The following is a 25,135-nucleotide window of genomic DNA, read 5'->3' on the forward strand; positions in this document are numbered from 1 at the left end:
AAGGCGCGGCATGCTTACAGGGCGCTGGGGGTGTAACCCGCTTCTTCAATCACTTTCAGGGCTTGCGCGCCATCCAGACCTTGAACAGTAACCTGGTGTTTTTCCAGATCCGTGCTGACGGTGGCTTGAGGGGCGACAGCCTGAATGGCTTCGGTGATGCTGCGTACACAGTGGCCGCAGGTCATGTCGGGTACGGAGAAGGTGGACATAGCTGACTCCTTGATAAAAACAATGGAGCCAGCTTAAGGCTTGCCACGGGGGCAAGGTCAAGTGCTGTTTGCTTTAGAACAGGGCAGGCGACATCAAACGGATTTGATCAAGCTCGGGATTTCCCAGCCATTGAATCTGGCTGCTGGCCCAACCTGGGCCCGATTCCTTGTTTTCGACAAAAGCGCCGTAGGAGAGGGTCTGCGCTTGTGCATCCAGCAGGACAACGTAGCTGGAGCTGGTGCAGTCATGAGGCTTGCAGCCCTGGAAGACCTGGTAGTCGCGGCCATCCAGGGAAACGGTCTCACCCGGTGAAGCCGTACCAAATTCTTTTACCCAGCTGGCGCGTTTGGCAACGTCCTGCATCAGGCTTTGATATTGCTGGGCCACTTGCTTGTTGGACTTGGCCAGATCAGCCAGATACACGGATTCCGAGGACTGTGCATGGCTCAGGACGGGAACGAGCAGGGCGCTGCCAAGGACAAGGCGACACAGAGAATGGGAAATACGCATGGGATCTCCAATAATGACGCAAGCCGTCAGTGTAGCAGCGGGTCTGGCGCAATATTGTTAACAAAATCAAGGAAAACGTGCATAAACGGCTATCTCTACAGTCGTTATAGTGCTTATCCGTACAGGGAGTTGGTACGGTCCTCTGTTTCTTGTCGAATGACCTGGACTTGAAGGAGTGTAGGTAAAAACCACAGCTTGTCAGCAAAATTGTTTGATAACTAAACTATTTATAAATGAATGGTTGGCATAGTTGAATTGGTGTTTCGATCTGCTGTGCATCTTAAAGAAAGACAGCCTATAAGCGCGGTGGCGCAAGGAGATAACATGAAACGTATTGCATTGACCGTGGCGTTGGCTGCGGCTTTTGGTGGTTCTCTGGCTCATGCCGATACCATCAAAGTGGGGATGGCAATGGATACATCCGGTCCGTTTGCGGCTGTTGGGGGCGAGGTTCGCGATGGCTTCAATCTGGCCATCAAGCAATTGGATGGCAAGCTGGGCGGCTTTCCTGCCGAGTTCATTGCACAGGATATGGCCGGTAATCCGGATCAGGCCCGCCAATTGGTCAATCGTTTCGTTCAACGCGACAAGATCGACTTCTTTACTGGCCCTGTCGGCTCCAACGTCGCCCTGGCAGTGGCTCCCGCCTTGTTCTCGGCCAAAGTACCTTATCTGACCAGCAACCCGGGCCCCAGCCAACTGGCCGGCGCTGGTTGTAATCCGTACTTCTTTGGCGTGTCCTACCAGAACGACGCCTTTGACGAGGCTGCCGGTAAAGTGGCGGCGGATCGCAATTACGAAAAAATGTTCATCATTGCCCCTGATTACCCAGCCGGCAAAGACCACTTGAACGGCTTCAAACGAGGTTATGGCAAACCCGTTGACAATGAGCTCTACACCAAGTTGGGCCAGATCGATTACTCGGCTGAATTGGCACAAATCCGTGCTGCCAAGCCTCAGGCCGTGTTTTTCTTTCTGCCCGGTGCCATGGGCATCAACTTCATCAAACAGTTCGTGGCCGCAGGCCTGAACAAGGATGTGGTCTTGCTGGGTCCGGCCTTCTCGGGTGATGAAGACATTATCCCCGCCGTGGGCGAGCCTATTCTGGGCATGCTCAATACCGCCCAGTGGTCACCAGATCTGGATATTCCGGCCAACAAGACCTTTGTTGAGGAGTTTCGCAAAGCCTACGACGGCCGATACCCCTCGGTTTACGCCGCCCAGGCTTATGACGTGATTTTGGCGATCGACGCCGCCGTCAAACAGGTCGATGGCAAGGTGTCTGACCGCGAAGCGGTGCTCAAGGCATTGAAAGCGGCCGACTACAACTCGGTTCGTGGCCCCTTTACCTACGGCAACAACAATTTCCCCATTCAGGCTTACTACCTACGTGAGGTGGTCAAGGATCAGGACGGACGTCTTGTAAACCGTATGGTCAGCAAGGTGTTTGACTCCTACCAGGATGTCTACGCCAAAGATTGCAAACTTAATTAAGATTCACAGGTGGTAAAAGCATGTCGCTCATTCTGATTAGCGAGCAATTGCTGAATGGTTTGCAGTTTGGTTTGATGTTGTTTCTGATTGCCGCCGGCCTGACATTGGTCTTTGGCATTATGGATATCATGAACCTGGCCCACGGCTCCCTCTATATGGCGGGAGCCTATGTGGCCGCGGAAACCATGCAGCGTACAGGGTCCTTTACCGCCGCCATTGTGGTGGCGGTGGCAGTGACAGCCCTGGTCGGTATTGCCTTGGAAATTCTCATTCTGCGCAAGCTGGTCACTCGTGATCACCTGGCTCAGGTATTGGGAACCTACGCCGTTATTTTGATCGCCAATGATGTGGTCAAAATGATTTGGGGCCCAACCCCCGTTATGTTGAATATGCCTGCCTTGTTGTCCGGGCCGGTCGAACTCTTGCCTGATTTCCTCTATCCCGCCTTCCGTCTGATGATTATTGCGGTCGGTCTGGTGGTGGCACTGGCTCTGTATGCCTTCGTGACCAAAACCCGAGCCGGGGTGCTCGTGCGGGCAGGTGCATCCAACCGACAAATGGCGACCCTGATGGGGGTTCGCGTGCCTATCCTGTTCTTGGGGGTATTTACTCTGGGAGCCGCTTTGGCTGCGCTGGCCGGTGCCTTGCTCGGGCCGATTACAGCGGTTCAGATCGGTATGGGCGAGGACATCCTGATCCTGGTCCTGGTGTGCATCGTGATCGGCGGCATTGGTTCGATTCGTGGTGCGTTTGTAGGTGCCTTGCTGGTGGGTATGGTTGATACTGCTGGCCGTGCCTTCCTGCCGATGTTGCTGCGTAACGTATTCCCGGCGGATGTGGCATCCAGTGTCGGTCCTACGATTGCTGCCATTTCGATCTATGTTCTGATGGCTGTTGTTCTTGTTTTCCGTCCTTCGGGCTTGTTCCCGGCGCGAGGTTAATGTATGTCTACTTCGCGTATTTTATCGGTCCTGGCGCTGGTGGCCTTGTTGGCTTTCCCCTTGATTGCACCGCTGTACGGGCTTGAGTTTTATATTTCCTTTGTACGCCGTATCTTCATCTATGCCATGGCAGCGACTGCCTTGAATCTGGTGCTCGGTTATGGCGGGATGGTGGCTCTGGGGCATGCTGCTTTCTTTGGCGCCGGGGCCTATACCGTGGGCATTTTAGCCACTGAAGGTGTGCAAAGCGGCCTGATCACCTGGCCAGCCGCCATGCTGATTTCCGGTTTGCTGGCTTTCCTGACTGGTGCCGTGTCGCTGCGTACTCGTGGTGTGTACTTCATCATGATTACGCTGGCGTTTGCGCAGATGATCTTTTATCTGTTCATCTCCTTGCGGCAGTACGGTGGCGAGGACGGTTTGAACATGTACAACCATTCCTCTTTGCCCGGTATTGATTTGGGCAATGAACTGAGCTTTTACTACCTGGTTCTGGCTCTGTTACTGGCGGTTCTGTTCCTGATCAACCGTCTGGTTAATGCTCGTTTCGGACAGGCCTTGATGGGCACGCGTGAAAACGAAAGTCGCATGACGACCTTGGGCTACCCCGTCTACCGCATTCGCCTAACGGCCTACACCTTGAGTGGTGCCATCATGGGGCTGGCTGGGGCTTTGTTGGCCAACCATAACCTGTTTGTCTCGCCTAGCCTGATGAATTGGACTCAATCAGCGGACCTGATCATCATGGTGCTGGTGGGGGGGATTGGTCTGTTGTATGGCGGTGCGCTGGGGGCGTTTGTGATGCTGGTGCTGGAAGAGTTGCTGCGCAACTGGACCGAGTACTGGCACATGCCTTTGGGTATTTTATTGCTGCTGGTGGTGTTCTTTGCCCCCAAGGGATTGGCCGGACTGGTACGTATCCGCTCGGTCGCTGATCCAGCTACTACCGCCAAGGAGCAAACATGACGAATACGATAGCAGCCACCTCCAAGGCAGGCAGTGGCTCGGCCGCCTTGCAGGCCCGTGGTCTGATGAAGCGCTTTGGCGCCTTGCAGGCGACCAATGATGTGTCTTTGGACCTGGTGCCCGGTGAAATCCATGGTTTGATCGGCCCGAACGGTGCGGGTAAATCCACTTTGATTCATTTGTTGTCGGGCACCTTGAGTCCGGATTCGGGCCAGCTCTTGCTGGGCGGGCGTGACGTGACGTCCTTGTCGGGTCACGAGCGTGTTGCCGCCGGTCTGGCGCGCTCCTTCCAGATCACCAATATCTTCAAGAACTACACGGTGCTGGATAATCTGGTATTGGCTTTGCAGGCATGCAGTGGCAGCAGTTTCCGCTTCTGGCGTGCTCGTCAGGCGGAAACCGAGTTGTATGAGCAGGCCCGTGAGTTGGCCGCCGAATGCGCCATTAATGCATCGCTGCTGCACACTCAGGCTGGTGTTTTGCCACATGGTGAGCAGCGCAAGGTCGAGTTCGCCCTAGCGTTGGCCAGCCGGCCGCACGTTCTTTTGCTGGACGAACCTATGGCCGGGATGGGGCCGGATGAAACACTGCGTCTGACTGAACTGATTGAAACCATGCGTGGCAAAGCCACCATGTTGCTGGTCGAGCATGATATGGAAGCCGTTTTCCGTCTGGCTGACCGGATTTCTGTGCTGGTGGCAGGTCACATTATTGCCACGGGTACGGCTGCCGAAATCCGTGATAACGAGGCTGTGCGTCAAGCTTATCTGGGCGACGATGACACGCCAGTGCCAACCAAGGTGGAAAGCCATGCTTGAAACAACTCAATTACAAAGCGGCTATGGCGCCAGCCAAGTGCTGTTCGGGGTAGATCTGTCCATTCGCAGCGGACAGGTGGTGACGGTGTTGGGCCGCAATGGCATGGGCAAGACCACCTTGCTGAAAACCATTCTGGGCCAGTTGCCGGTGCGCGGTGGGGATGTGAAGTTCGACGGCCAGTCTATTGCAGGCTGGAATCCGGATCGTATTGCCCGTGCCGGGATTGCCATTGTGCCCGAAGGGCGCCAGTGCTTTCCCAACCTGACGGTGGCCGAGCACCTGACGGCGTTTGCTTGTAACCGCAACCCGCAAGCCAGCAAAACCTGGACGCCCGAGCGTGTTTATGAGTTTTTCCCGCGCTTGCGTGAACGCGCCTCCAATATGGGTAATCAGCTCTCAGGGGGGGAGCAGCAGATGCTGGCCATCGGTCGTGCCCTGGTTACCAACCCCAAGCTGCTGATTCTGGACGAAGCCTCCGAGGGCCTGGCGCCCAAGGTGCGTGAGGAAATCTGGAACTGTCTGGCCGTCTTGCGTGAAGAGGGGCAGACCATCTTGCTGATCGACAAATATGTCGAGCGTTTGATGGCCTTGTCTGATCACCACATCATTTTGGAACGTGGCAAATTGGTCTGGCAGGGGAACTCCGATGCATTGGGGGCCGATCGCACTTTGTGGACGCGCTATTTGGGCGTGTAAAAAACACAATTTGCAACAAATCTGAGGTGCCGCCTGCTTGATCGCAGGCGGCATTTTTTTTGCCTTTCGTCAAGGCGTGATAGAGAACGTGGCGGCTTAGTTGCACTTTCCTCTGAAAGTTCCCTAAGCATCTCTGGAAAGATTATTTCCTTGCGATGTATCAATGTGTAATGAAATGGCATTCCTTACGATATCCATAAGGCCAGCAGGGTTATGGGTCCTACCCGGACCTCACTGGCAGGAAGCTCTGTCATCCCATAAGGAAGTTGTTATGAAATTACGCCTGTTCACTCTCTCGGCTCTAGCCACCGGCTTACTGCTTGGCAGCGTCGCGCAAGCCCAGCAAAATGAACCTGTACAGCCGATTCCCGCTGCTGTTGTCAGCGACCCGGCACGTGTTGAACTGGGTAAAAAGCTGTGGTTTGAACCCCGCTTGTCCCGTTCGGGCTTTATCTCATGTAATTCCTGTCACAACCTGAGCATGGGCGGCACGGACAATATCCGTACCTCCATCGGTGATCGATGGCAGGAAGGCCCCATCAACTCGCCCACTGTCTTGAACTCCAGCCTGAATCTGGCCCAGTTCTGGGATGGCCGTGCTAGCGACCTGAAAGAGCAGGCTGGCGGCCCCATTGCCAATCCCAAGGAAATGGCGTTTACGCACGAACTGGCCATGGAGTTCCTGAGCTCCATTCCCGAGTACAAGGCCGAGTTCAAGCAAGTCTTTGGCAAGGCCGACTTTGGCATTGATGAAGTCACCTCCGCGATTGCCGCGTTTGAGGAAACCTTGGTGACGCCTGATTCGCGCTTTGATCTGTGGCTAAAAGGCGATAAGAAAGCCATTACTGATCAGGAATTGGCCGGCTATCAACTGTTCAAGGGTAGTGGTTGCGTAGCTTGCCACAACGGTCCCAACCTGGGTGGTACGTCCTTTCAGAAAATGGGGCTGATCGAGCCCTACCAAACCACCAATCCTGCCGAAGGCCGTGTGGCTGTGACGGGTAAAGATGCCGACCGTTTCAACTTCAAGGTTCCTACCTTGCGCAACGTCGAGTTGACCTACCCCTACTTCCACGACGGTGCGGTAAATACCTTGACCGAAGCCGTGGATATAATGGGTCGTTTGCAGTTGGGTCGCAGTTTCTCTGCAGAGGAAAATGCCCAAATCGTCGCGTTTTTGAAAACGCTGACGGGCAAACAGCCTGAAATCGTACTGCCCATTTTGCCCCCTTCGCGTGACAACACACCACGTCCGGTGCCATTTGGTTCTTGATAGCAGTCTGTGCAGGCAGCAAACGCTTTTAAGGGCTTGAGCTGCCTTTGAATAACCCAGGTCTTGGACGTTGTTTTCTGAGCCTGGGTTTTTGTATTTGGCTTTGGATTCATCGTCCTGGTCTGCCAGTCAGACTTGAATCCCCTGCTGCTATTGTTGATGCTCGATCCGGTGGGCTAAAAAAATAGTACCATTTAGATACTATTTAAATGACTGGAACCATCATGAGTCGCATTGTCCTGTTTGAGAACATTCATCCTAGCGCCCGTGAAGTTTTTGAGGCTGCTGGTTTGACCGATATTCAGACCTACAAGGGAGCCTTGTCGGGTCAGGAGCTGCTGGACGCTGTCAAAGGCGCCGAAGTGGTCGGAATTCGTTCCCGTACCCAGTTTGACAGCCGGGTGCTGGAGCACGCAGACCAGCTTAAAGTGCTGGGATGTTTTTGTATTGGTACCAACCAGGTGGATCTGGACCAGGCCCAGAACCACGGCGTACCAGTCTTTAATGCGCCGTTCTCCAACACCCGCTCGGTTGCCGAGCTGGTGCTGGGTGAGGCCATCTTGTTGCTGCGTCGTATCCCCGAGAAGAACCTGCGCGTACACCAGGGTTTCTGGGACAAGAGTGCCGATGGCGCTTTCGAGATCCGTGGCAAGACTTTGGGTGTGATTGGCTACGGCAATATTGGTTCTCAGGTCGGTACCTTGGCTGAAGCGCTGGGTATGCGCGTGCTCTACCATGATGTGGAATCCAAACTGCCGCTGAGTAATGCCCGTGTCTACGGCAGCCTCAAACAAATGCTGGCCGAGTCCGATGTGGTGACCTTGCACGTCCCAGGCGGGCAGGGCACGCATAACATCATGAATGCCGAGACGATCGCGGCCATGAAGCCAGGCTCCATCCTGATCAACGCGTCGCGCGGCACAGTGGTGGACATTGATGCTTTGCATCAGGCCCTGGTCAGTGGTCATTTGGCAGGTGCGGCACTGGATGTTTTCCCCACTGAGCCGAAAAGTGTGGACGAGCCTTTAAAGAGTCCGTTGATCGGCATGCCCAATGTGATTCTGACGCCGCATATTGGCGGTAGCACCCAGGAGTCGCAGGAAAACATTGGCCGTGAAGTGGCCGAGAAACTGGTCAGTTACTTGCGTAGCGGTGCCACTAAGGGCGCAGTGAACTTTCCGGAAGTGTCGTACTACGATATTCAAGGCGCCGTGCGTTTGTTGCATGTCCATCGCAATGTTCCTGGTGCAATGGGGGGCTTGAACAATATTTTGGCCCAACACGGCATCAACATCACTCGTCAGCAGCTGCAAACACAAGGTGAGCTGGGTTATGCCATGACAGATCTGGATCGTGTACCAGAACAGGAGTTGCTGGACGCCGTGCGTGCTCACTCGAGTACCGTACGCAGCGAGCTGATTTTTCCGGCGTAAGGCCTGAGTCAGACCGTCGACAAACGGCCCCGGATTCTTTGAAATCCGGGGCCGTTTGCTATCCGTCCGTTTGCTATCCGTCCGTTTGCTATCCGTCCGTTTGCTATCCGTCCGTTTGCTATCCGTCCGTTTGCTATCCGTCCGTTTGCTATCCGTCCGTTTGCTATCCGTCCGTTTGCTATCCGTCCGTTTGCTATCCGTCCGTTTGCTATCAGGCGGAGTGCATCGACTTGGTGGGCCAGGAAATGGTCTGTTCCGGGCTGCTGCCGGGAACAATAATGTCGCGCAACGTGTAGTTGTCCAGGTAACTCAGGAACTGAACCAGTGCCTGTTTAAGGATATTGCTTAGATTGCAGCGACCACTCAGGATGCAATGGGTGCCACTGCCCAAGCACTCCACCACGGCCAGATCGGTTTCTGTATAGCGCACCAGCTCGCCCAGATTGATATCTTCAGGAGCACGCGCCAGCCGCATCCCGCCATTTTTCCCGCGCTGCGTCTGAATCCAGCCGCCTTTGGATAGCAGGTGGGTGACTTTCATCAGGTGGGCTTGGGAAATCTGGTGGTACTGGGCAATTTCCGCGATGGTGCAAAGCCTGTCTTCGTTCTGGCCCAGATACATCAATTGACGCAGAGCGTAGTCGGTAAGGTTGGTCAGGCGCATGATCAGGGCAGTTGCAGTTCGCTGGCTACTTTGGTGGGGTTGTGCTGGAATTGGTAGCCAAACCAGAAGCTACGGGCGATACGCTGTGCGTACTCCAGCGCCAGTTTGGCCATAGCCTGATTTTCGCGTTCCTGACAGGTTTCCTTGAACAGACGCAGCCATTGTTCAAAGTGGCTGGCCTGAATGTGCTGGAGCGACAAGTGCTTGGCCATGGGGTTGCCATTGAAGCCATCGGTCTTGAGCAGCAGGGACGACCAGAACTCTTCCATTACACCCAGGTGTGTATCCCAATCCTTGATGCGCTCGGAGAAAATCGGGCCAAGGACTTCGTCCATGCGGATGCGATCGTAAAAGTCCCAGACCAGGTCATGAATTTCCTGGCGGGTACACAAAGCGTTGAGAGTCATAATATTTTTAATTTAAAGATATATATTTTATCTATCTTATTGGTAGGGCTCACCGGGGTCAAGCCGGAAAGAAAACGCTCGGATGCGGGATATGTTCACGTCGGATTTCACGCAGATTCAACGCCTGCCTTCCTACACTGAGTCCAAGTTTCAGAGTATGGATGTTGTGTTTCAGGTGTTTTTTCCTTGAAAGGTGGTTTTTAGAGGACTTGATGATCTTGAGCGGCGTTTTTTTGCTAAGGCAAGCAGCGCGTAGGGTAAATTGCACGAGTCGGGCTGGCAGGCTACGATTACTTTTTGTTGGCTAGCCCTCAATTTTGTTACAGCATGGTGCTCAAGGAATAATGATTACAAAGAGACAGGCGCAGACACTTTCTTGCGTTATCCCGGGTTTGAATGAAGCAGAAAACTTGCCCGCACTGTTGCCCGTTCTGGTGGCAACGTTGCGTGAACTGGTTCCGGCTTTTGAAATCATTTTCGTTGACGATGGCAGCACTGACGCAACGCCTTTGGTCATAGAGCAATTGCGTCAAACTTACCCCCAATTGGTTTATCTGCAGTTATCACGCAACTTCGGTAAAGAAGCGGCGTTGACGGCAGGCTTGGAAGCCAGTCGCGGGCAGGTGGTCGTGTGTATGGATGCGGATTTGCAGCATCCTCCTGCCTTGATTGAAACCATGCTGGAGCGTTGGTCTACCGGGCTGGAAATGGTCTATGCCGTACGGGAAACCCGCGAGGACGAAGTTTGGCTAAAGCGTGTGGGCACCAGTGTGTTCTACAAGTTGATGCGTACATCCAATGGCCTACGCGTACCTCGTGATGCGGGCGATTTTCGCTTGATGGATCGTTGTGTGGTCGATGCCCTGATGGCCTTGCCCGAGCGCAGTCGTTTCATGAAAGGCTTGTTTGCCTGGGTGGGTTTTCCGTCCGAGCCTATTTACTACTCCCCCGCCGAGCGTTTGTATGGGGTCAGTCGATTCCGCCCCGCCAAACTACTACGCTTTGCAGTGGATGGTTTGACGGCATTTACCACCTGGCCGCTACGTTTGTTGAGTTTGTTGGGTGCGGTGCTGGCGATGCTGTCTTTCAGCTACGGTTTGTTCATTATCTTCAAGCATTTGATTTATGGAGACGCCGTACGGGGCTGGACCACCTTGATCACCGTAGTGCTGTTCTTTGCGGGTGTGAATATGCTCTCGCTGGGCGTGGTAGGTGAGTATGTCGCCAGCATCTTTGCCGAGGTCAAGAACCGACCTTTGTATTTGGTGCATCGTCGCCGGGGGCAAGGCTTGGCTCCGGATCAGGAACCCGCTCACAGTCAGGATCAAGGCAGCACCCAAAGTCAGGCTCGGCAACAGGACTGATCCAGTCGTTTAATTGCCGTTCTGCTTTCAAGTGTCATTGGACGCTACATCGATATTCTGAATTGTTTTGACAGCCACGAAGGTGGCTGCCTAACCCTTTTGGTTTGGCGACAGTCGATGAGTATCGAGAATTCTTTTCCCCCTTCTGGCGTAACCTTGCCTCTTGGGCGCGCGCGTGGCCCAGCCTACTGGCTGGGGCAAGGCGTACGAAACCTGGGCACCCTCTCTAGCCTGGCTGTGGGTCTGCTGGCGCTGCTGTGGTTTGCGCTGACCCTAGGTGTATATCCCCTGCTGATTCCGGACGAAGGGCGCTATGTCGGTGTGGCTCTGTCCATGTTGGAATCCGGTGATTATCTGGTGCCGCGTTTGGACGGCTTGCCGTTTTTCCATAAACCCCCTCTGCATTACTGGCTCACTGCGCTGAGCCTGAAAGTGCTGGGCGTGAATTTTGTGGGTGCGCGTCTGGTGCCTGCCTTGATGGCGGCCTTGTTGATTGCTGGTATGCATGCCTTTCTGAAGCGCCATGCTAGCCAGCAACATGCGGGCTGGACGGCTCTGATTCTGGTCAGCAGCCCATTGCTGTTTGGAGCCTCCCATTACGCCAATCTGGACATGACGGTTGCTGCCTTGATCAGTAGCTGTGTGCTATTGGGCGGCCATGCTGCCTTGCAGATGGAGCAGGGGCGTCCCTATCGGTGGGCCTTGATGGGGCTGTATGCCACCGCAGGTTTGGCCTTCCTGGCAAAAGGCTTGATCGGGATTTTGATCCCCGGCGGTATCTTGGTGTTCTGGCTGTTGGGTCGAGGACAGTGGCGTACCTTGCTGCGTCTGTTTTCTTTGACCGGCCTGGGAGTCTTGTTGCTGGTCGCCACGCCCTGGATGTGGCTCATGCAGGCACGTTACCCCGGTTTTTTTGACTATTACATCGTCTATCAGCACTTTCAGCGCTTTCTGGAAACGGGCTTCAACAACCCTCAGCCTTTCTGGTTCTACTTTGCCCTGATGCCTGTCGCTACCTTGGGTTGGACGCCATTTTTATTCAAGCGCCTTCGTGGCTCTGTTAATAGTCCAGATGGTTTGGGGCCGGTACGGGGCTTGATGCTGTCTGCCTTGCTGACCGTGCTGGTTTTCTTTTCCATCCCTACGTCCAAGCTGGTGGGTTATGTCTTGCCTGCGATTGGCCCCTGGGCTTTTTTCCTGGCCGATGGAGTGATTCGTCGTAGCCAGCGGGATGGGGCAGCAAAGGTAGAGCGCTTTGCGGTCTGGAGCCTGGGTGTTTGTGTCGCTATTTGTGCGGTTGCGGTGGGCGCGATGATATTGCGACCACAGGCTAATAGTCAGGCCCTGGGGCGCGTGCTGGCGAGTGAATATCAACAGGGGGACCGGGTCGTCTTTCTGAATACCTACCGCTACGATATGGGCTTTTATGTTCCGGGTCTGCAGAACATCAGCGTCATGGAACGCTGGGATGATCCGGAGATCATGCGCACCGATAGCTGGCGTAAAGAGTTGCTGGAAGCCGCCCGTTTTGAGCCGCAGCGTGGGGCGATGACCTTGATAGACCGGGAAACCTTGCGTCAGCAGCTATGCCGGGACAGCAAGGCTGTAGTTTGGCTGATTGGCTCGCCAGATGCCGTGCGTCAAAGTCAGGTGCTCAACTATGCCCAGCGCCTGTATGACGATCAGCGCATCGCGCTGTGGCGTTTTGATCATGATGAGTTTGCGCTTATGTGCGGCGAAACGCCCAAAGCCGCCCAGCCAGAAACGTCAGCACAGCCAGGCCGATAAGAATCAGGCCCAGCAGCACGTCATAGCGCAGGCCGGAGTGATTCAGCAAAAACGCATAGCTGGCTTCGTTCACCGCGAAGCCAGCGGCAGACACCAGAAAAAAACGCGTCAGAGCCGGCAAAAAACGGGCATTCTGGGAACGGAACGTCAGCCAGTAATGGCCGCCAAAAGACACCAGAAATGCAATCAGCCAGCCAAAAAGATTAGCCAGCAAGGGAGATAGACTGAGCGTTTGCACCAGGGCGATTACAATGCCCCAGTGTGTGAAGGCGGCCAAGGTGCCGACTAGAATGAACAGAATGATTTGACGAGACATAAAGCGGAGCGAGCAGTGGCCAAGGATTGGCAGATCAGTATATGCGCGGATGATTTTGGGATGGCCCCTGCCGTGGACGAGGCCATACTGACATTGGCCCAGGCCCGACGCCTGACAGGAACATCCTGCCTGGTCGATGGGGACAGCTTTGTGCAAAACGCACCGGCACTGCGCCAGAGCACGTTGCAAAAAGGTTTGCACCTGAATTTTACCGAGTTTGCCTCCCAGAAGGGCGTGTATGCCATGCCGCTCAAGCAGGTGATTATTCGTAGCCTGTTGCATCGTCTGGATAGTCAGAAGGTTAAGGACAGCGTGGCCCGCCAACTGGATCGTTTTGAGGAGGTGATGGGGCAGGGGCCGGACTATATAGATGGGCATCAGCACGTGCATCAACTGCCCATGATACGCGAGGCCTTGCTGGCTGAAATGGAGCGCCGTTATGCCGCTTCCATGCCCTGGCTGCGCTATACCGGCGCCGAGCGTCTGGCCACGGGTTTTGCGTTTAAAGATAGATTCAAGGCGCAGATTATCGCCGGGCTAGGGTCCAAGGACTTGCTGCGTCTGGCCAGGGCCAAGGGCGTTACCTTGAATACCGGTTTTACCGGCGTGTACGACTTTCAGGGGGGCAAGGAGCGCTATGGCGCCTTGGTCCAGGCTTGGCTGGCGGTGATGCAGCATGGTGACAGCATGATGTGCCATCCATCCTTGCGCAGTGTGCAGGATGATCCTGTAGGGGGGCAACGTTTGGCGGAGTACGAGGTGCTGGCAGGAGCTCAAATGCAGCAATGGCTGGATCAATACAGCCTGCGTATTGCCTGAGTACCCGTTCCCAGGCAATGCACAGGCTGGTGGGCGTGTGTAAGACGTGTACGCATTTCCTGTTCATTCGACGGGCTTGGCGTACAGGTCGCTGTGCTGTGCAGCACATGATAGGCAAAGATGGATTGCGCCGTTGCCCTATCGTCCAGCGCGGCGTGATGGATTACTAAGGTGCCGGCGTAATTGAATTGTGGCAAGGCCAGGGAGAAAGGGGCTTGCGTACTCTCGGGGGGGAACATACTATTTTTCCTTTCAGTGCTTTTTGCTTATTCCGATTTCAGGAGTTTTTATGTCCTTCCCCCATCAGTTTTTGACCGAGCAATTGGCCGTCGCGCCGCAGTTATCGGGAGAGGACATGCAAGCCGTGGCCGATGCTGGTTTTAAAAGTGTCATCATCAATCGTCCCGATCTGGAAGGCGGTCCCGACCAGCCTTTGTCGGCAGACGTCATGAAGGCGGCCCAGGCAGCAGGCTTGCAGGTGGAGTATCAGCCCGTTGTGGGTAGCGCTATTAGCGCTGCTGATGTTGCCCGTTTTGGTCAGTTGCTTGAAGCCTTGCCAAGTCCGACACTGGCCTATTGCCGCACCGGTACTCGTTGTGCCGTATTGTTCCGTGCATTGAACGAATCCTGACCTGGCTCAAGGTTCAGGTCTATACCAGCTTGTCCTGTGTCGGTATGCAGCGGTAAGCTATCTGTCTCCATTCAAAGGGGTTATGCCATGTTCAAGAAAATTCTGATTCCAACTGACGGTTCCGAGCTCTCTTCCCAAGCTGCCAATAAAGGCGTGACCTTTGCCCGTCAAATGGGTGCCGAGGTTCTGGCTTTGCACGTGACGCAGCCTTTTGCGGCCACCGTTGGTTTTGATGGTATGGCTGCTGCCTATGCCATTACCGACGAAGACTACGACAAGACCGCCAAAGAACAGTCGCAGAAATACCTGCAACAGATTCTGGACCGTGCCGAAACTGCCGGTGTGAAGGCAACCGGTAAATCCGTGTCCAACTTTAACGTGGCCGATGGTATTGTGCAGGTTGCCGAGCAAGAAGGCTGCGATCTGATCTTTATCGGTAGTCATGGCCGTAGTGGTCTGTCCCGCCTGTTGTTGGGTAGCGTAACCATCAAAGTGCTGAATATGGCCAAGAACACGGTGCTGGTGTATCGCGTTAAAGAGCACGATTAATTCGTGTTTTAGCCCAAAGAAAAAACCCGCTTAGGCGGGTTTTTTTGTGTCTGCGGTGAGTCTGGCAGTGGCTGACCGTAACTGGGTTCGTTGGCTCTTGAGGCGTGCTGTTCGCGGTGGCCGATCTTCAGGAACGCCAGAGCCGCCCACTTTAATAGCTGCGTGGCTCCAACTGCTGTTTATGGGCGACGACCGCCTGCAAGACAATAGGCAAAAGCTCGCCGTCTTCGCTTTTGCCGCTGGGATTTTGCTCTACAAAGTCCAGCAGGGAACGACGCATGCGCGGGTCCCAGAATTTCTGGATATGTTCCGCAATCTCGCGCAGACCTTGCTCCCGATTGCTCAGGGTTTCAAAGAACTGGCCGATCTGGTTGGCCATGGGAATCAAAGGAACAATATTCATGGTGATGTGGCCGAGCGGGACTCGGCAGAATTCAGGTAGTGGGGATGGCTGTACAGCGTGAAGCTGCGGTCACGGGCAAAGGCGGCCAGCATGACACCCAGTTCATCGGCAATCTGCACGGCATAGGCGGTGGGGGCGGAGACCGCCACCACAAAGTTGATGCCCATGGCAGCGGCTTTCTGGACCATCTCGAAGCTGGCACGGCTGGAGATCAGCACCATGCCAGAGCGGGGATCAATATCATTGCGAAGCATGTGGCCCAGCAGCTTGTCCAGTGCGTTGTGGCGGCCTACGTCCTCACGCACGGCCAGGATATCGCCTTGCAGATTGCACCAGGCAGCGGCGTGGGTAGCCCCTGTCAGGCGATGCAAAGGCTGGCTGGAGCGCAAGGCATCCAGCGCCTGGAAGATGGCGGCGGCATCGGGGTTGTGCTCGGGGGCGTCCAGGCGGGGCAGTTGTCGGCGTACCTCGTCCAGGCTTTCCAGACCACACAGGCCACAGCCCGTACGGCCAGCGAGCTGACGGCGACGCGCCTTGAGCTGATGCTGGCAAGCGCTGGCAATTTCGATTTGCAGCAAACTGCCGCGCTCGCCTTCCAGCACATCCACGCCGCGTATATCGTCAGCCGTACGGATTATGCCCTCGGTCATGGAAAATCCGTAAGCCAGATCCTCCAGATCGCTGGGGCTGCACAACAAGGCACTATGGCTGATGCCGTTGAATTCCAGGGCAACGGCCTGTTCGCGCGCCAGCGCATCCTGATCCTCTTGGGGCAGGGTGTCCGCTTGTGTTTGCGCTGGGGTACGCGCCTGCCGCCATACAGTGGCAGGGGCGCTGGCATCACGAAAATCTGCCTGGCTCACGTGGGCAACTCCTTAGGGCCTGTTTAGACGCATCATACTTTCGCGACGGCCTCGGCAGGCTCATGCGAGTGGCTATGATCCGCCTGGGCCAAATCCTCGGCCGGGACGGTCTCGCCTTGCAGGAGACGTTGCTGAATATCGTGGAAACGGTTCCAGCGATTTTGCCAGGCCGACTCGGAGGTCACGCGCTGAATTTGCACGGCTGTCACCTTGTACTCGGGGCAGTTGGTTGCCCAGTCCGAGTTGTTGGTGGTGACCACGTTGGCGCCCGACTCGGGAAAGTGGAAAGTAGTATAGACCACCCCAGGTTGTACCCGTTCGGTCACCGTCGCACGCAAGGCAGTCTCGCCCGCACGGCTCTTGACCGAAACTTTGTCGCCACTACGAATGCCACGATCTTCAGCATCCACCGGGTGAATTTCCAGCAAGTCTTCGGCATGCCAGGCCACGTTGTCGGTACGGCGGGTTTGTGCGCCCACGTTGTATTGCGACAGGATGCGGCCGGTCGTCAGCAGCAAGGGGAACTTGCGGCTGCTGCGCTCTTCGGTAGGCACATACTGGGTCAGCATAAAGCGGCCTTTGCCGCGCACGAACTCGTCAATGTGCATGGTGGGGGTGCCTTCAGGCGCTTGCTCGTTGCAAGGCCATTGCACGCTGCCACCCAGTTCCTGGATGCGATCGTAGGACACGCCGGTAAAGGTCGGTGTCAGGCGGGCGATCTCGTCCATGATCTGGCCGGGATGCTCGTAGCTCATGGGGTAGCCCAGCGCACGGGCCAGGGCGCAGGTGACTTCCCAGTCGGCCATGCCTGCCTTGGGTTCCATCACTTTGCGTACACGCGAAATACGGCGCTCGGCGTTGGTGAAGGTGCCGTCTTTTTCCAGGAAGGACGAACCGGGCAGGAATACGTGAGCGTATTTGGCGGTTTCGTTCAGGAACAGATCCTGCACTACCACACATTCCATGGCGGCCATGGCGGCGGCTACGTGCTGGGTGTTCGGGTCGGATTGAACAATGTCCTCGCCCTGGCAGTACAGCCCCTTGAAGCTGCCACTCAAGGCGGCCTCAAACATATTGGGAATGCGCAGGCCGGGTTCGGATTGCAGGGACACGCCCCAGGCTTCTTCAAACTGCTGACGTACGCTGGTGTCGGAGACGTGACGGTAGCCAGGGAATTCGTGCGGGAAGGAACCCATATCGCAGGAGCCTTGCACGTTGTTCTGACCACGCAGCGGGTTCACACCCACGCCTTCGCGGCCCACGTTGCCGGTGGCCATGGCCAGATTGGCAATGGCCATCACGGTGGTGGAACCTTGGCTGTGTTCAGTCACGCCCAGGCCGTAGTAAATCGAGCCGTTGCCGCCGGTGGCGTACAGACGGGCTGCGCCACGGATGTCCTCGGCGGACACGCCGCAAATCTCGGCCATGGCTTCTGGCGAGTTCTGGGGCTGGCTGACAAAGCTGCGCCATTCATTGAAGGCAGCAGTATCGCAGCGCTCGGCCACATAGGTTTCGTTCACCAGATTTTCGGTGACGATAACGTGGGCCATGGCGGTCAGTATGGCGGTGTTGGTGCCGGGGCGCAGGGGCAGGTGGTAGTCGGCCTGGATGTGTGGCGAGCTGACCAGTTCGGTCTGGCGCGGGTCGATCACGATCAGGCGCGCACCTTGGCGCAGGCGGCGTTTCAGGCGCGATGCAAACACGGGGTGGGCGGCGCTGGGGTTGGCACCCATCACGATCACCACGTCGGTGTGCATCACCGAATCAAAGGTTTGCGTACCGGCAGACTCACCCAGGGTCATCTTTAGGCCGTAGCCGGTAGGGGAGTGACACACGCGGGCGCAGGTGTCTACGTTATTGGTACCAAAGGCGGCGCGAACCAGCTTTTGCACCAGATAGGTTTCTTCGTTGGTGCAACGCGAGGACGTAATACCGCCCACGGCGTCACGACCGTGCTGATCCTGAATGCGACGGAACTCGGACGCGGCGTAATTGATGGCCTCGTCCCACGACACTTCCTGCCAGGGATCGGTAATGCTCTTGCGTATCATGGGGTTCAGGATACGGTCCTGGTGAGTGGCGTAACCCCAGGCAAAACGGCCTTTCACGCAGGCGTGGCCACGGTTGGCCTTGCCGTCTTTCCAGGGGGTCATGCGAATGACCTTGTCGCCCTTCATCTCGGCCTTGAAGCCGCAACCGACACCGCAATAGGCGCAGGTGGTGATGACGGCGTGCTCGGGCTGGCCCAGATCGATAACGGATTTTTCCATCAGGGAAGAGGTCGGGCAGGCCTGGACACAAGCACCACAGGATACGCAGTCGCTGCCCAGGAAATCGTCGTTCTGGCCGGCGGTGACGCGCGACTCAAAACCGCGCTTGTCGATGGTCAGTGCAAAGGTGCCCTGAACTTCCTCACAGGCGCGCACACAGCGGTTGCAGACAATGCACTTGCTGGAGTCGTAGGCAAAGTAAGGGTTGGAGTTGTCGGTGCTGTCGTCCAGATGGTTGGCACCCTCAAAGCCATAGCGCACGCTGCGCAGGCCCACAACACCGGCCATATCCTGCAGTTCGCAATTGCCGTTGGCAGGACAGGTCAGACAGTCCAGCGGGTGATCGGAGATGTACAGCTCCATCACGTTGCGGCGCAGCTTGTGCAGGGTGTCGTTTTCGGTCTGGACGACCATGCCTTCTTCCACCAGGGTGGTGCAGGAAGCAGGGTGGCCGCGACGGCCTTCAATGTCCACCAGGCACAGACGGCAGGAGCCAAACGCTTCCAGCGAGTCGGTGGCGCACAGTTTGGGAATATTGATGCCGGCCAAGGCGGCCGCATGCATCACGGATGTGCCAACGGGCACTTCAATCAATTTGCCGTCAATGGTCAGGTTGACCATCTCGGTCTGGGTCGAGGCTGGGGTGCCCAGGTCACGTTCGCGTACGGCGACTGTTTCTTTCATGGTGATCTCCGTCTTAGACCTTGGCCAGGTCCTGCTCGGTTTGCGGGGCCAGTCCAAAATCCTGGGGAAAGTGTTCCAGCGCGGACAGGACGGGATACGGGGTCATGCCGCCCAAGGCGCACAAGGACCCGGAGAACATGGTGTCGCACAGATCACGCAGCAGCTCGACATGGTTGTCCATGTCTTGGCGGCGACGGATCTTCTGGATGGTCTCCACGCCACGCGTAGAGCCGATGCGACAGGGCGTGCATTTGCCACAGGATTCGATGGCACAGAACTCCATGGCGTACTGCGCCATGTGAGCCATGTCCACTGTGTCGTCAAAGGCCACCAGACCACCGTGACCGACCATGGCATTGATCTTCATGTAGGCTTCATAGTCCAGCGGGACATCCCACTGGTGCTCGGGTAGATAGGCACCCAATGGGCCACCTACTTGCACCGCACGCAAAGGACGACCGCTGGCGCTGCCGCCACCGTAGTCGTACAGCAGTTCACGCAAGGTGACGCCAAAGGCTTTTTCCACCAGGCCACCGTTTTGCAGATTGCCGGTCAACTGGAACGCCAAGGTGCCACGCGAACGGCCCATGCCGTAGTTCTGGTAGTAAGCACCGCCCTTGGCCAGAATCACCGGCACGGAAGCCAGCGACACCACGTTATTGATCACGGTAGGCTGACCGAACAAGCCTTTGATGGCGGGCAGAGGTGGTTTCACACGCACCATGCCGCGTTTGCCTTCCAGACTGTCGAGCAGGGCGGTTTCTTCGCCACAGATGTAGGCGCCGGCTGCTTTGCGTACTTCCAGGTCGAACTCGTAGCCGCTGCCCTGAATATTCTTGCCCAGCCAGCCTGCCGCGCGCGCTGCCTCAATGGCTTCGTTCAGCGCTTGCACGGCCAGCGGATATTCGGAGCGCACGTAGATGTAGCCATAGGTTGCGCCCACGGCCAGACCAGCAATCGTCATGCCTTCAATCAGGCACAGTGGGTCGCCTTCCATCAGCATGCGGTCAGAAAAGGTGCCCGAGTCGCCTTCGTCGGCATTACAGACAATGTATTTCTGCTGTGCCGGAGTGTTCAGTACCGTGTTCCATTTGATGCCGGTGGGGAAAGCCGCACCGCCACGACCACGCAGGCCGGAGTCGGTCACTTCTTTCACAATAGCGGCCGGCTCCATGGCCAGTGCTTTGCTCAAACCCTCAAAGCCACCACAGGCCTGATAATCGGCCACACTGACCGGATCAATAATGCCCACGCGGGCAAATGTCAGGCGTTCCTGGTTCTTCAGGTAGGGGATGGCGTCCGTCAGGCCGTGGCACAACTTATGTGTACCACCTTGCAGGAAACCGGCGTCAAACAGACCGGGCAAATCTTCAGTCTGGACAGGGCCATAAGCGACGCGGCCTGCTGCCGTTTGTACTTCCACCAGAGGTTCCAGCCAGAGCAAGCCGCGTGAGCCATTGCGCACGATCTGTATGTCCAGACCGCGCTCCTGAGCCTGGGCCGCCAGTTGCTGGGCAATCTCATGGGCGCCCATGGCGACCGCCGCAGTGTCGCGCGGAATGTAAACGGTGATGGTGCTCATGACTGGGCCTCCTGGCTGCTTAGCAGGGCGTCCAGTTTTTCGGGGGTGACGCGGGCATGGGGAACGCCGTCCAGCATGACAGCGGGGGATTGGGCGCACAGGCCCAGGCAGTAGACGGGCTCCAGTGTGTACTGGCCGTCGTCGCTGTTTTCGTGGAAGTCGCAGTTCAGGCGGCGACGGGCATGAGCCGTCAGCTCCAGCCCGCCCCGCGCCTGACAGGCTTCAGCCCGGCAGATTTCCAGGGTATGAGTCGCGTGAGGCTGGGTGCGAAAGTGGGCGTAAAAAGAGATAACGCCATGGATTTCCGCCCGGGATAGAGCCAGTTGTTCGGCCAGCACCGGCACCACGGACTCGGGAATACAGGCAATCCGGTCCTGAATCGTGTGCAAAATAGGCAATAGGTTACCTTTCTGGCCGGCGTGCTCCTGCACGGCCTGTAAGGTGACCTCTTCAGGCGTCAGGCCGGACTGGTCCTGCTCCTGGTGATGAGGGGTTGTTTGCATGTCCTGTGTGCGCGGTGCCCGAGTAGGGAGCCTGCGCCTCCATGTTTTTTTATGCACAGCCGTGCATATTATTTGACAGTGTTTTCCCTTGTAATCTAACCACTTAAGTCCATAACTTCAATAAGCAATATTTCGCATATATAATGTTTGGTACATGCAGCACAAAACATAAATACGAAAATACACTGGTCGACAAAAACACATGACCAAACAGAAATTCAAAGCCCGGCTGCGCTCTGAATGGATTCTGGAAAATGCAGACGGCGTGGAACTCCTCATGGGGGATGTGCTGCGTCTGTTGGGTGCCATCGAGCGACTGGGGCACTTGGCGGGAGCCAGCAAGGAATGCCAGTTTTCTTACAGACATGCCTGGGGCTTGTTGCGCAATGCCGAACAACAGTTTGATGCCGCCTTGCTGGAAACGTCCCGGCGTAAAGGCACCAAGCTGACCGAGTTTGCCCAGCGTTTGCTATGGGCAAACCGGCGCCTGGATGCGCGTCTGACGCCGACCCTGGAGAGCATGGCCTCCGAACTGGAAGAAGAGCTGGGTCGCTTGTATGCTCAGCCTCTGGACCGTTTGCGCTTTCAAGCCAGTCACGGATTTGCGATTGAAGGCTTGATGCGCTTTGCCAACGAACACGAGGGCTTGCCGCTGGAACTGCGCTATCGCACCGCTATTGAAGCACTGGCTTCGCTGGAGCGTGGGGACTGCGACCTGGCCGGTTTCCAGGTTCCGGTAGGCGAGTTCGAGGTGGCTGCCATGCGCCGTTATGGGCAATGGCTGTCACCGGCGCGTCACCGGCTGATTTTCCTGTCCACGCGCCGAACGGGCCTGTTTGTGGAACAGGGCAACCCCAAGAACATCACGGGCATGGCGGATTTGCTACGGCCCGATGTGCGCTTTGTGAACCGTCAGATGGGGTCCAGCACACGCTTTCTGGCCACCTTGCTGCTGGGTCAGTTAGGGGTAAACACGAATGCGGTCCTGGGCTTTGAAACAACAGAATTGACGCATATGGCGGTGGCGGCCCATGTTGCCAGTGGCATGGCCGATACCGGCCTGGGTGTGGAAACCGCGGCCAGCCGATGCGGGCTGGAGTTCATTCCCCTGGCGCAGGAGCGTTACTTCATCGCGGTCGAGCAAGAAGCGCTGGATAAGGCTCCTATGCAGCAACTGATGAACGTGATTGGCGGTTCCGCGTATAGTCAATTCATGCAAGATCTGGTGGGTTATGACCCACGCGGTTTAGGGCAGATCATGACGCTGGAACAGGCGTTCGGGCAAGCTGCCGAGCTGCTCTGGCGTTAGACTCCCTTGCTTGACGAAAACACACATACACCATGAGACGGGGCCAACCCTGTCCTTGAACGAAAGAGAACACCATGAGCGATGATCATGGGCCAACGTTTGAATCCCCGCCTGAAGGCGCGGATTCGACCGGGCCACATCAAAAAGCGGCTCCTCCAGGCGCCGGGGCTTTGTCGTCGGGGCGGACTGACGCGGCGCCTGCTGGATCGGGGCTTGTACCGTCAGGCATTGAACAGGGGATTCAAACGAGTGCTGCTGAACCTGCGCGCCGCCCCACCGTGCGCATGGCGGCGGTGTCTGAGCAACCGCTGGACAAGCGCCATCGTCCGTTTCACGATCTGCGTATTTCTCTGACCGACAAGTGCAATTTTCGCTGTACCTACTGTATGCCCAGGGAAGTGTTTGGCACGGACTACGAGTTCCTGCCTCATTCTTCCCTGCTCAGCTTTGAAGAGATCGAGCGCGTGGCACGGCAGGCGGTTTCCCTGGGCGTGCGCAAGCTGCGCCTGACAGGTGGCGAGCCGCTCTTGCGTCGAAATATTGAAGTGCTGATTGCCATGCTGGCCAAGCTGCGCACACCGGAGGGTGAGCCGGTAGAGCTGACTTTGACCACCAATGGCACCTTGTTGGGTCGCAAAGCTCAGGCGTTGAAAGACGCGGGCTTGAATCGTGTCACTGTCAGCCTGGATGCCTTGGACGATGCCCGCTTTACGCAACTCAGCGACAGCGGCGTGTCCGTGTCCACCGTGCTGGATGGCATTGCCAAGGCGCAGGCAGCAGGTTTGAGCCCGGTGAAGGTCAATATGGTGGTGCGCAAAGGGCTGAACGATGACCAGATTCTGCCTATGGTGGAGCACTTCAAAGGCTCGGGTCAGATTCTGCGCTTTATTGAATATATGGACGTGGGCACCAGCAATGGCTGGAATTTGGAAGAGGTCGTCAGCGGTGCGCAGATTGTGGAACGTATCCAGTCCCGTTTCGCGCTGGAGCCGGTAGCGGCCCAATACCGTGGCGAAGTAGCCAGCCGCTGGCGTTTCAAGGATGGCACAGGGGAAGTGGGCGTGATTACCAGCGTGACGCAACCCTTCTGTGGGGACTGTTCACGCATGCGTCTTTCCCCGGAGGGACGTCTGTTTCTGTGTCTGTTTGCCTCTCAAGGTTATGATGTGCGGGCGCAATTGCGCTCGGGTGCTTCCGACGACCAGTTAGCCGCCTATATGCACGGTGTTTGGACGGGGCGGCAAGACCGATATTCCGAGATTCGGGGTGAGCACACCACGAGTCGTGACCGTATAGAAATGAGTTACATCGGCGGATGATAAGCACACAGGACATCAGCGGTATTGTGCTGGCAGGCGGACAGGCCCGGCGTTTTGATTTGTCGGGCCAGGTCGATAAAGGCTTGCTGCTTTTACAGGGCCAGCCTTTGGTTCAGCATCTGGTACGTCGCCTGCGTCCGCAGGTGGGGACTATCTTGATCAGTGCCAATCGCAATCCTGAACAGTATGTCCATTGGGGGCGGGTGGTGCCCGATGCGCTGGAGTTGGAAGGCTATCTGGGCCCCTTGGCCGGTCTGGCCAGTGTGCTGGAGCAGATTTCTACCCCGTGGGCCTTGTCCTGTCCCGTGGACTTGCCCTTTGTGCCAAAGGATCTGGGCAAACGCTTGATCAAAGCTGTAGAAGAGCAGGGCGCTGTCGCCGCTTATGCGCAAGCTGAACGCAGCCATCCTCTTTGTCTGCTGCTGCGTACTGATCAGGCTGCTAGCTTGAAACAGTATCTGCTGAGCGGTGAACGCCGCGTCATGAGCTGGTTGGAAAGCATAGCTGCGGTGGCAGTGGACTTTCGCGATGCACCGGAACATGCTTTTTTCAATATCAATACGCCGCAGGATCTGGATCAGGCACAGGGGCGGTAGCGCACCTTTCCATTGAGCAATGGGCTAGCCAACGTCGGTGATCGCGCTCCTTGGACGATGCTTAAATAAGCGTCCCAAATTCCATGCTGATCGGTTCAATCATATCCAGGAAGGTATTGCAGTCAGCATTCCCGGCCCAACTGCGACAAATGTTTTGAGCGTGGGTGTCGGTTGTAGCGAAAGCGATATCCATGAAGCTGCCATCTTGTAGACGAACCAGCCTCTGTCCGAGCCAGCCAGGTTGTAGGGACAAGTGCTTGTTGACCATTTCGGTGTGAGCTGCACGCAGCGCTTCTTCGCTAAAGCCTTGGCGCAAACGAAATTGGCCAACTTCGATGCCGCTTCCGGTTTGCATTAAAACGACTTCATTGGCCGCGGTCGTATAGTGGCCCATCGTGCCAAACTCCGTAATCGTTACACGAAAGTCGGCAAAATCGTCTGACTTAGCTACGATTTGCGCCGCTGTTTCAGCCGCTTTGGGATTATTCCAAAGGACGATATCCGCCCGCTTGCTCTGGTCCATGCTATCAGTAAGCGGTAACCATCCTTTAAAGCCGGAGAGCGTTGAAACTCGCTGGCGTGCGCTGTCGCGCTGTTGGTCGGCCTGGATTGGATTTTCTATCTTATAAGTGACAATTTCGATACATTGACTGGCCATAGGGTTTGGTTCCTTGTAGTGGGCGTGTTGAAGAAGCCTCAGTTTAATAAGAGCCCCTGACACTTTCT

The 25,135-nt window shown here is 56.3% G+C and carries 27 protein-coding genes; 15 read left to right on the forward strand and 12 right to left on the reverse strand.

Going from position 1 to position 25,135, the window contains the following annotated elements:
* Positions 1–14: 14 nt before the first annotated feature.
* Together OKX01_RS02990 and OKX01_RS02995 are read right to left on the reverse strand one after the other, a co-directional pair.
* Positions 15–209 carry a heavy-metal-associated domain-containing protein gene (locus OKX01_RS02990; RefSeq protein ID WP_022983238.1) on the reverse strand — a complete coding sequence of 65 codons (195 nt, stop codon included), beginning with the start codon at positions 207–209 and terminating at the stop codon, positions 15–17.
* A 73-nt stretch (positions 210–282) separates the two neighbouring features.
* A complete protein-coding gene (locus OKX01_RS02995) occupies positions 283–720 on the reverse strand; it encodes an inhibitor of vertebrate lysozyme family protein (RefSeq protein ID WP_264672432.1) in 438 nt (145 codons plus the stop codon).
* 324 nt (positions 721–1,044) lie between these two features.
* Here OKX01_RS02995 and OKX01_RS03000 point away from each other — a divergent pair, with 324 nt between their 5' ends.
* The 7 genes from OKX01_RS03000 (at position 1,045) to serA (ending at position 8,342) form a co-directional block, all read left to right on the forward strand.
* Positions 1,045–2,214 carry an ABC transporter substrate-binding protein gene (locus tag OKX01_RS03000; protein WP_094195638.1) on the forward strand — a complete coding sequence of 390 codons (1,170 nt, stop codon included), beginning with the start codon at positions 1,045–1,047 and terminating at the stop codon, positions 2,212–2,214.
* 20 nt (positions 2,215–2,234) lie between these two features.
* Positions 2,235–3,155 carry a branched-chain amino acid ABC transporter permease gene (locus tag OKX01_RS03005; RefSeq protein ID WP_094195639.1) on the forward strand — a complete coding sequence of 307 codons (921 nt, stop codon included), beginning with the start codon at positions 2,235–2,237 and terminating at the stop codon, positions 3,153–3,155.
* Positions 3,156–3,158: 3 nt separating this feature from the next.
* Positions 3,159–4,121 carry a branched-chain amino acid ABC transporter permease gene (locus tag OKX01_RS03010; protein ID WP_094195640.1) on the forward strand — a complete coding sequence of 321 codons (963 nt, stop codon included), beginning with the start codon at positions 3,159–3,161 and terminating at the stop codon, positions 4,119–4,121.
* Entirely contained in the window at positions 4,118–4,939 is an 822-nt protein-coding gene (locus OKX01_RS03015; protein ID WP_094195641.1) for an ABC transporter ATP-binding protein, read from the forward strand. The genes OKX01_RS03010 and OKX01_RS03015 overlap by 4 nt, the downstream gene beginning before the upstream one ends.
* Positions 4,932–5,636: an ABC transporter ATP-binding protein gene (locus OKX01_RS03020; protein ID WP_094195642.1), complete on the forward strand. Its 705-nt coding sequence runs from the start codon at positions 4,932–4,934 to the stop codon at positions 5,634–5,636. Before OKX01_RS03015 ends, OKX01_RS03020 begins: the two co-directional genes overlap by 8 nt.
* Before the next feature lie 271 nt (positions 5,637–5,907).
* A complete protein-coding gene (locus OKX01_RS03025; RefSeq protein ID WP_230019019.1) occupies positions 5,908–6,909 on the forward strand; it encodes a cytochrome-c peroxidase in 1,002 nt (333 codons plus the stop codon).
* 224 nt (positions 6,910–7,133) lie between these two features.
* Positions 7,134–8,342 carry a phosphoglycerate dehydrogenase gene (serA, locus tag OKX01_RS03030; RefSeq protein ID WP_094195644.1) on the forward strand — a complete coding sequence of 403 codons (1,209 nt, stop codon included), beginning with the start codon at positions 7,134–7,136 and terminating at the stop codon, positions 8,340–8,342.
* 211 nt (positions 8,343–8,553) lie between these two features.
* Here serA and OKX01_RS03035 read toward each other — a convergent pair whose 3' ends face one another.
* A complete protein-coding gene (locus OKX01_RS03035; RefSeq protein WP_094195645.1) occupies positions 8,554–9,006 on the reverse strand; it encodes an RrF2 family transcriptional regulator in 453 nt (150 codons plus the stop codon).
* 2 nt (positions 9,007–9,008) lie between these two features.
* A complete protein-coding gene (locus OKX01_RS03040) occupies positions 9,009–9,413 on the reverse strand; it encodes a group III truncated hemoglobin (RefSeq protein WP_094195646.1) in 405 nt (134 codons plus the stop codon).
* A 344-nt stretch (positions 9,414–9,757) separates the two neighbouring features.
* Between OKX01_RS03040 and OKX01_RS03045 the strand changes: the two genes are divergently transcribed.
* Both OKX01_RS03045 and OKX01_RS03050 read left to right on the forward strand, forming a co-directional pair.
* Complete coding sequence (locus OKX01_RS03045; RefSeq protein WP_094195647.1) at positions 9,758–10,777, forward strand: glycosyltransferase family 2 protein; 1,020 nt, start codon at positions 9,758–9,760, stop codon at positions 10,775–10,777.
* 117 nt (positions 10,778–10,894) lie between these two features.
* A complete protein-coding gene (locus OKX01_RS03050; RefSeq protein WP_264672433.1) occupies positions 10,895–12,565 on the forward strand; it encodes an ArnT family glycosyltransferase in 1,671 nt (556 codons plus the stop codon).
* Here the strand turns inward: OKX01_RS03050 and OKX01_RS03055 are convergent.
* The gene (locus OKX01_RS03055; RefSeq protein WP_094195648.1) at positions 12,504–12,881 is read right to left on the reverse strand and encodes a GtrA family protein; all 378 of its coding nucleotides are present in this window, start codon (positions 12,879–12,881) and stop codon (positions 12,504–12,506) included. The genes OKX01_RS03050 and OKX01_RS03055 overlap by 62 nt on opposite strands.
* Before the next feature lie 60 nt (positions 12,882–12,941).
* Between OKX01_RS03055 and OKX01_RS03060 the strand changes: the two genes are divergently transcribed.
* Positions 12,942–13,700, forward strand: coding sequence for a ChbG/HpnK family deacetylase (locus tag OKX01_RS03060; protein ID WP_121738105.1), 759 nt, complete (start codon positions 12,942–12,944; stop codon positions 13,698–13,700).
* Here OKX01_RS03060 and OKX01_RS03065 read toward each other — a convergent pair.
* The gene (locus OKX01_RS03065) at positions 13,676–13,939 is read right to left on the reverse strand and encodes a hypothetical protein (RefSeq protein WP_125277071.1); all 264 of its coding nucleotides are present in this window, start codon (positions 13,937–13,939) and stop codon (positions 13,676–13,678) included. The two genes, OKX01_RS03060 and OKX01_RS03065, sit on opposite strands and share 25 nt — an antisense overlap.
* A gap of 50 nt (positions 13,940–13,989) precedes the next feature.
* Here OKX01_RS03065 and OKX01_RS03070 point away from each other — a divergent pair, with 50 nt between their 5' ends.
* Both OKX01_RS03070 and OKX01_RS03075 read left to right on the forward strand, forming a co-directional pair.
* Positions 13,990–14,331 carry a TIGR01244 family sulfur transferase gene (locus tag OKX01_RS03070; RefSeq protein WP_264672434.1) on the forward strand — a complete coding sequence of 114 codons (342 nt, stop codon included), beginning with the start codon at positions 13,990–13,992 and terminating at the stop codon, positions 14,329–14,331.
* A gap of 87 nt (positions 14,332–14,418) precedes the next feature.
* Positions 14,419–14,880, forward strand: a complete 462-nt coding sequence (locus OKX01_RS03075) for a universal stress protein (RefSeq protein WP_094195651.1) — start codon at positions 14,419–14,421, stop codon at positions 14,878–14,880.
* 151 nt (positions 14,881–15,031) lie between these two features.
* Here OKX01_RS03075 and OKX01_RS03080 read toward each other — a convergent pair whose 3' ends face one another.
* From OKX01_RS03080 to OKX01_RS03100, 5 genes are read right to left on the reverse strand one after another with little or no spacing between them, the layout of a single operon-like run.
* On the reverse strand, positions 15,032–15,283 hold the full coding sequence (locus OKX01_RS03080; protein WP_108728092.1) for a formate dehydrogenase subunit delta: 252 nt from the start codon (positions 15,281–15,283) through the stop codon (positions 15,032–15,034).
* On the reverse strand, positions 15,280–16,146 hold the full coding sequence (gene fdhD / locus OKX01_RS03085) for a formate dehydrogenase accessory sulfurtransferase FdhD (protein ID WP_264672435.1): 867 nt from the start codon (positions 16,144–16,146) through the stop codon (positions 15,280–15,282). Before fdhD ends, OKX01_RS03080 begins: the two co-directional genes overlap by 4 nt.
* Positions 16,147–16,178: 32 nt before the next feature.
* Complete coding sequence (fdhF, locus tag OKX01_RS03090; protein ID WP_230019024.1) at positions 16,179–19,100, reverse strand: formate dehydrogenase subunit alpha; 2,922 nt, start codon at positions 19,098–19,100, stop codon at positions 16,179–16,181.
* Positions 19,101–19,113: 13 nt separating this feature from the next.
* The gene (locus OKX01_RS03095) at positions 19,114–20,682 is read right to left on the reverse strand and encodes a formate dehydrogenase beta subunit (protein WP_108728090.1); all 1,569 of its coding nucleotides are present in this window, start codon (positions 20,680–20,682) and stop codon (positions 19,114–19,116) included.
* Positions 20,679–21,185, reverse strand: coding sequence for a formate dehydrogenase subunit gamma (locus OKX01_RS03100; protein ID WP_094195656.1), 507 nt, complete (start codon positions 21,183–21,185; stop codon positions 20,679–20,681). The genes OKX01_RS03095 and OKX01_RS03100 overlap by 4 nt, the downstream gene beginning before the upstream one ends.
* A gap of 202 nt (positions 21,186–21,387) precedes the next feature.
* Between OKX01_RS03100 and OKX01_RS03105 the strand changes: the two genes are divergently transcribed.
* The 3 genes from OKX01_RS03105 (at position 21,388) to mobA (ending at position 24,409) form a co-directional block, all read left to right on the forward strand.
* On the forward strand, positions 21,388–22,494 hold the full coding sequence (locus OKX01_RS03105) for a substrate-binding domain-containing protein (protein WP_199827855.1): 1,107 nt from the start codon (positions 21,388–21,390) through the stop codon (positions 22,492–22,494).
* A 284-nt stretch (positions 22,495–22,778) separates the two neighbouring features.
* Positions 22,779–23,813 carry a GTP 3',8-cyclase MoaA gene (gene moaA, locus OKX01_RS03110; RefSeq protein ID WP_159086153.1) on the forward strand — a complete coding sequence of 345 codons (1,035 nt, stop codon included), beginning with the start codon at positions 22,779–22,781 and terminating at the stop codon, positions 23,811–23,813.
* On the forward strand, positions 23,810–24,409 hold the full coding sequence (mobA, locus tag OKX01_RS03115; protein WP_264672436.1) for a molybdenum cofactor guanylyltransferase MobA: 600 nt from the start codon (positions 23,810–23,812) through the stop codon (positions 24,407–24,409). The genes moaA and mobA overlap by 4 nt, the downstream gene beginning before the upstream one ends.
* Before the next feature lie 61 nt (positions 24,410–24,470).
* On the opposite strand, the gene OKX01_RS03120 is transcribed toward mobA, so the two are convergent.
* Positions 24,471–25,067: a hypothetical protein gene (locus OKX01_RS03120; RefSeq protein ID WP_264672437.1), complete on the reverse strand. Its 597-nt coding sequence runs from the start codon at positions 25,065–25,067 to the stop codon at positions 24,471–24,473.
* Positions 25,068–25,135 lie beyond the last annotated feature (68 nt).

Origin of the sequence: Alcaligenes sp. SMD-FA, from assembly GCF_025960365.1 — a bacterium.
Taxonomy (GTDB): domain Bacteria; phylum Pseudomonadota; class Gammaproteobacteria; order Burkholderiales; family Burkholderiaceae_B; genus Alcaligenes; species Alcaligenes aquatilis.

Bases quoted from the DNA above. Each gene is read 5' to 3' on its own strand.
- OKX01_RS02990 (WP_022983238.1), bottom strand. From the start codon at position 209: ATGTCCACCTTCTCCGTACCCGACATGACCTGCGGCCACTGTGTACGC.
- OKX01_RS02995 (WP_264672432.1), bottom strand. From the start codon at position 720: ATGCGTATTTCCCATTCTCTGTGTCGCCTTGTCCTTGGCAGCGCCCTG.
- OKX01_RS03000 (WP_094195638.1), top strand. From the start codon at position 1,045: ATGAAACGTATTGCATTGACCGTGGCGTTGGCTGCGGCTTTTGGTGGT.
- OKX01_RS03005 (WP_094195639.1), top strand. From the start codon at position 2,235: ATGTCGCTCATTCTGATTAGCGAGCAATTGCTGAATGGTTTGCAGTTT.
- OKX01_RS03010 (WP_094195640.1), top strand. From the start codon at position 3,159: ATGTCTACTTCGCGTATTTTATCGGTCCTGGCGCTGGTGGCCTTGTTG.
- OKX01_RS03015 (WP_094195641.1), top strand. From the start codon at position 4,118: ATGACGAATACGATAGCAGCCACCTCCAAGGCAGGCAGTGGCTCGGCC.
- OKX01_RS03020 (WP_094195642.1), top strand. From the start codon at position 4,932: ATGCTTGAAACAACTCAATTACAAAGCGGCTATGGCGCCAGCCAAGTG.
- OKX01_RS03025 (WP_230019019.1), top strand. From the start codon at position 5,908: ATGAAATTACGCCTGTTCACTCTCTCGGCTCTAGCCACCGGCTTACTG.
- serA (WP_094195644.1), top strand. From the start codon at position 7,134: ATGAGTCGCATTGTCCTGTTTGAGAACATTCATCCTAGCGCCCGTGAA.
- OKX01_RS03035 (WP_094195645.1), bottom strand. From the start codon at position 9,006: ATGCGCCTGACCAACCTTACCGACTACGCTCTGCGTCAATTGATGTAT.
- OKX01_RS03040 (WP_094195646.1), bottom strand. From the start codon at position 9,413: ATGACTCTCAACGCTTTGTGTACCCGCCAGGAAATTCATGACCTGGTC.
- OKX01_RS03045 (WP_094195647.1), top strand. From the start codon at position 9,758: ATGATTACAAAGAGACAGGCGCAGACACTTTCTTGCGTTATCCCGGGT.
- OKX01_RS03050 (WP_264672433.1), top strand. From the start codon at position 10,895: ATGAGTATCGAGAATTCTTTTCCCCCTTCTGGCGTAACCTTGCCTCTT.
- OKX01_RS03055 (WP_094195648.1), bottom strand. From the start codon at position 12,881: ATGTCTCGTCAAATCATTCTGTTCATTCTAGTCGGCACCTTGGCCGCC.
- OKX01_RS03060 (WP_121738105.1), top strand. From the start codon at position 12,942: ATGGCCCCTGCCGTGGACGAGGCCATACTGACATTGGCCCAGGCCCGA.
- OKX01_RS03065 (WP_125277071.1), bottom strand. From the start codon at position 13,939: ATGTTCCCCCCCGAGAGTACGCAAGCCCCTTTCTCCCTGGCCTTGCCA.
- OKX01_RS03070 (WP_264672434.1), top strand. From the start codon at position 13,990: ATGTCCTTCCCCCATCAGTTTTTGACCGAGCAATTGGCCGTCGCGCCG.
- OKX01_RS03075 (WP_094195651.1), top strand. From the start codon at position 14,419: ATGTTCAAGAAAATTCTGATTCCAACTGACGGTTCCGAGCTCTCTTCC.
- OKX01_RS03080 (WP_108728092.1), bottom strand. From the start codon at position 15,283: ATGAATATTGTTCCTTTGATTCCCATGGCCAACCAGATCGGCCAGTTC.
- fdhF (WP_230019024.1), bottom strand. From the start codon at position 19,100: ATGAAAGAAACAGTCGCCGTACGCGAACGTGACCTGGGCACCCCAGCC.
- OKX01_RS03095 (WP_108728090.1), bottom strand. From the start codon at position 20,682: ATGAGCACCATCACCGTTTACATTCCGCGCGACACTGCGGCGGTCGCC.
- OKX01_RS03100 (WP_094195656.1), bottom strand. From the start codon at position 21,185: ATGCAAACAACCCCTCATCACCAGGAGCAGGACCAGTCCGGCCTGACG.
- OKX01_RS03105 (WP_199827855.1), top strand. From the start codon at position 21,388: ATGACCAAACAGAAATTCAAAGCCCGGCTGCGCTCTGAATGGATTCTG.
- moaA (WP_159086153.1), top strand. From the start codon at position 22,779: ATGGCGGCGGTGTCTGAGCAACCGCTGGACAAGCGCCATCGTCCGTTT.
- mobA (WP_264672436.1), top strand. From the start codon at position 23,810: ATGATAAGCACACAGGACATCAGCGGTATTGTGCTGGCAGGCGGACAG.
- OKX01_RS03120 (WP_264672437.1), bottom strand. From the start codon at position 25,067: ATGGCCAGTCAATGTATCGAAATTGTCACTTATAAGATAGAAAATCCA.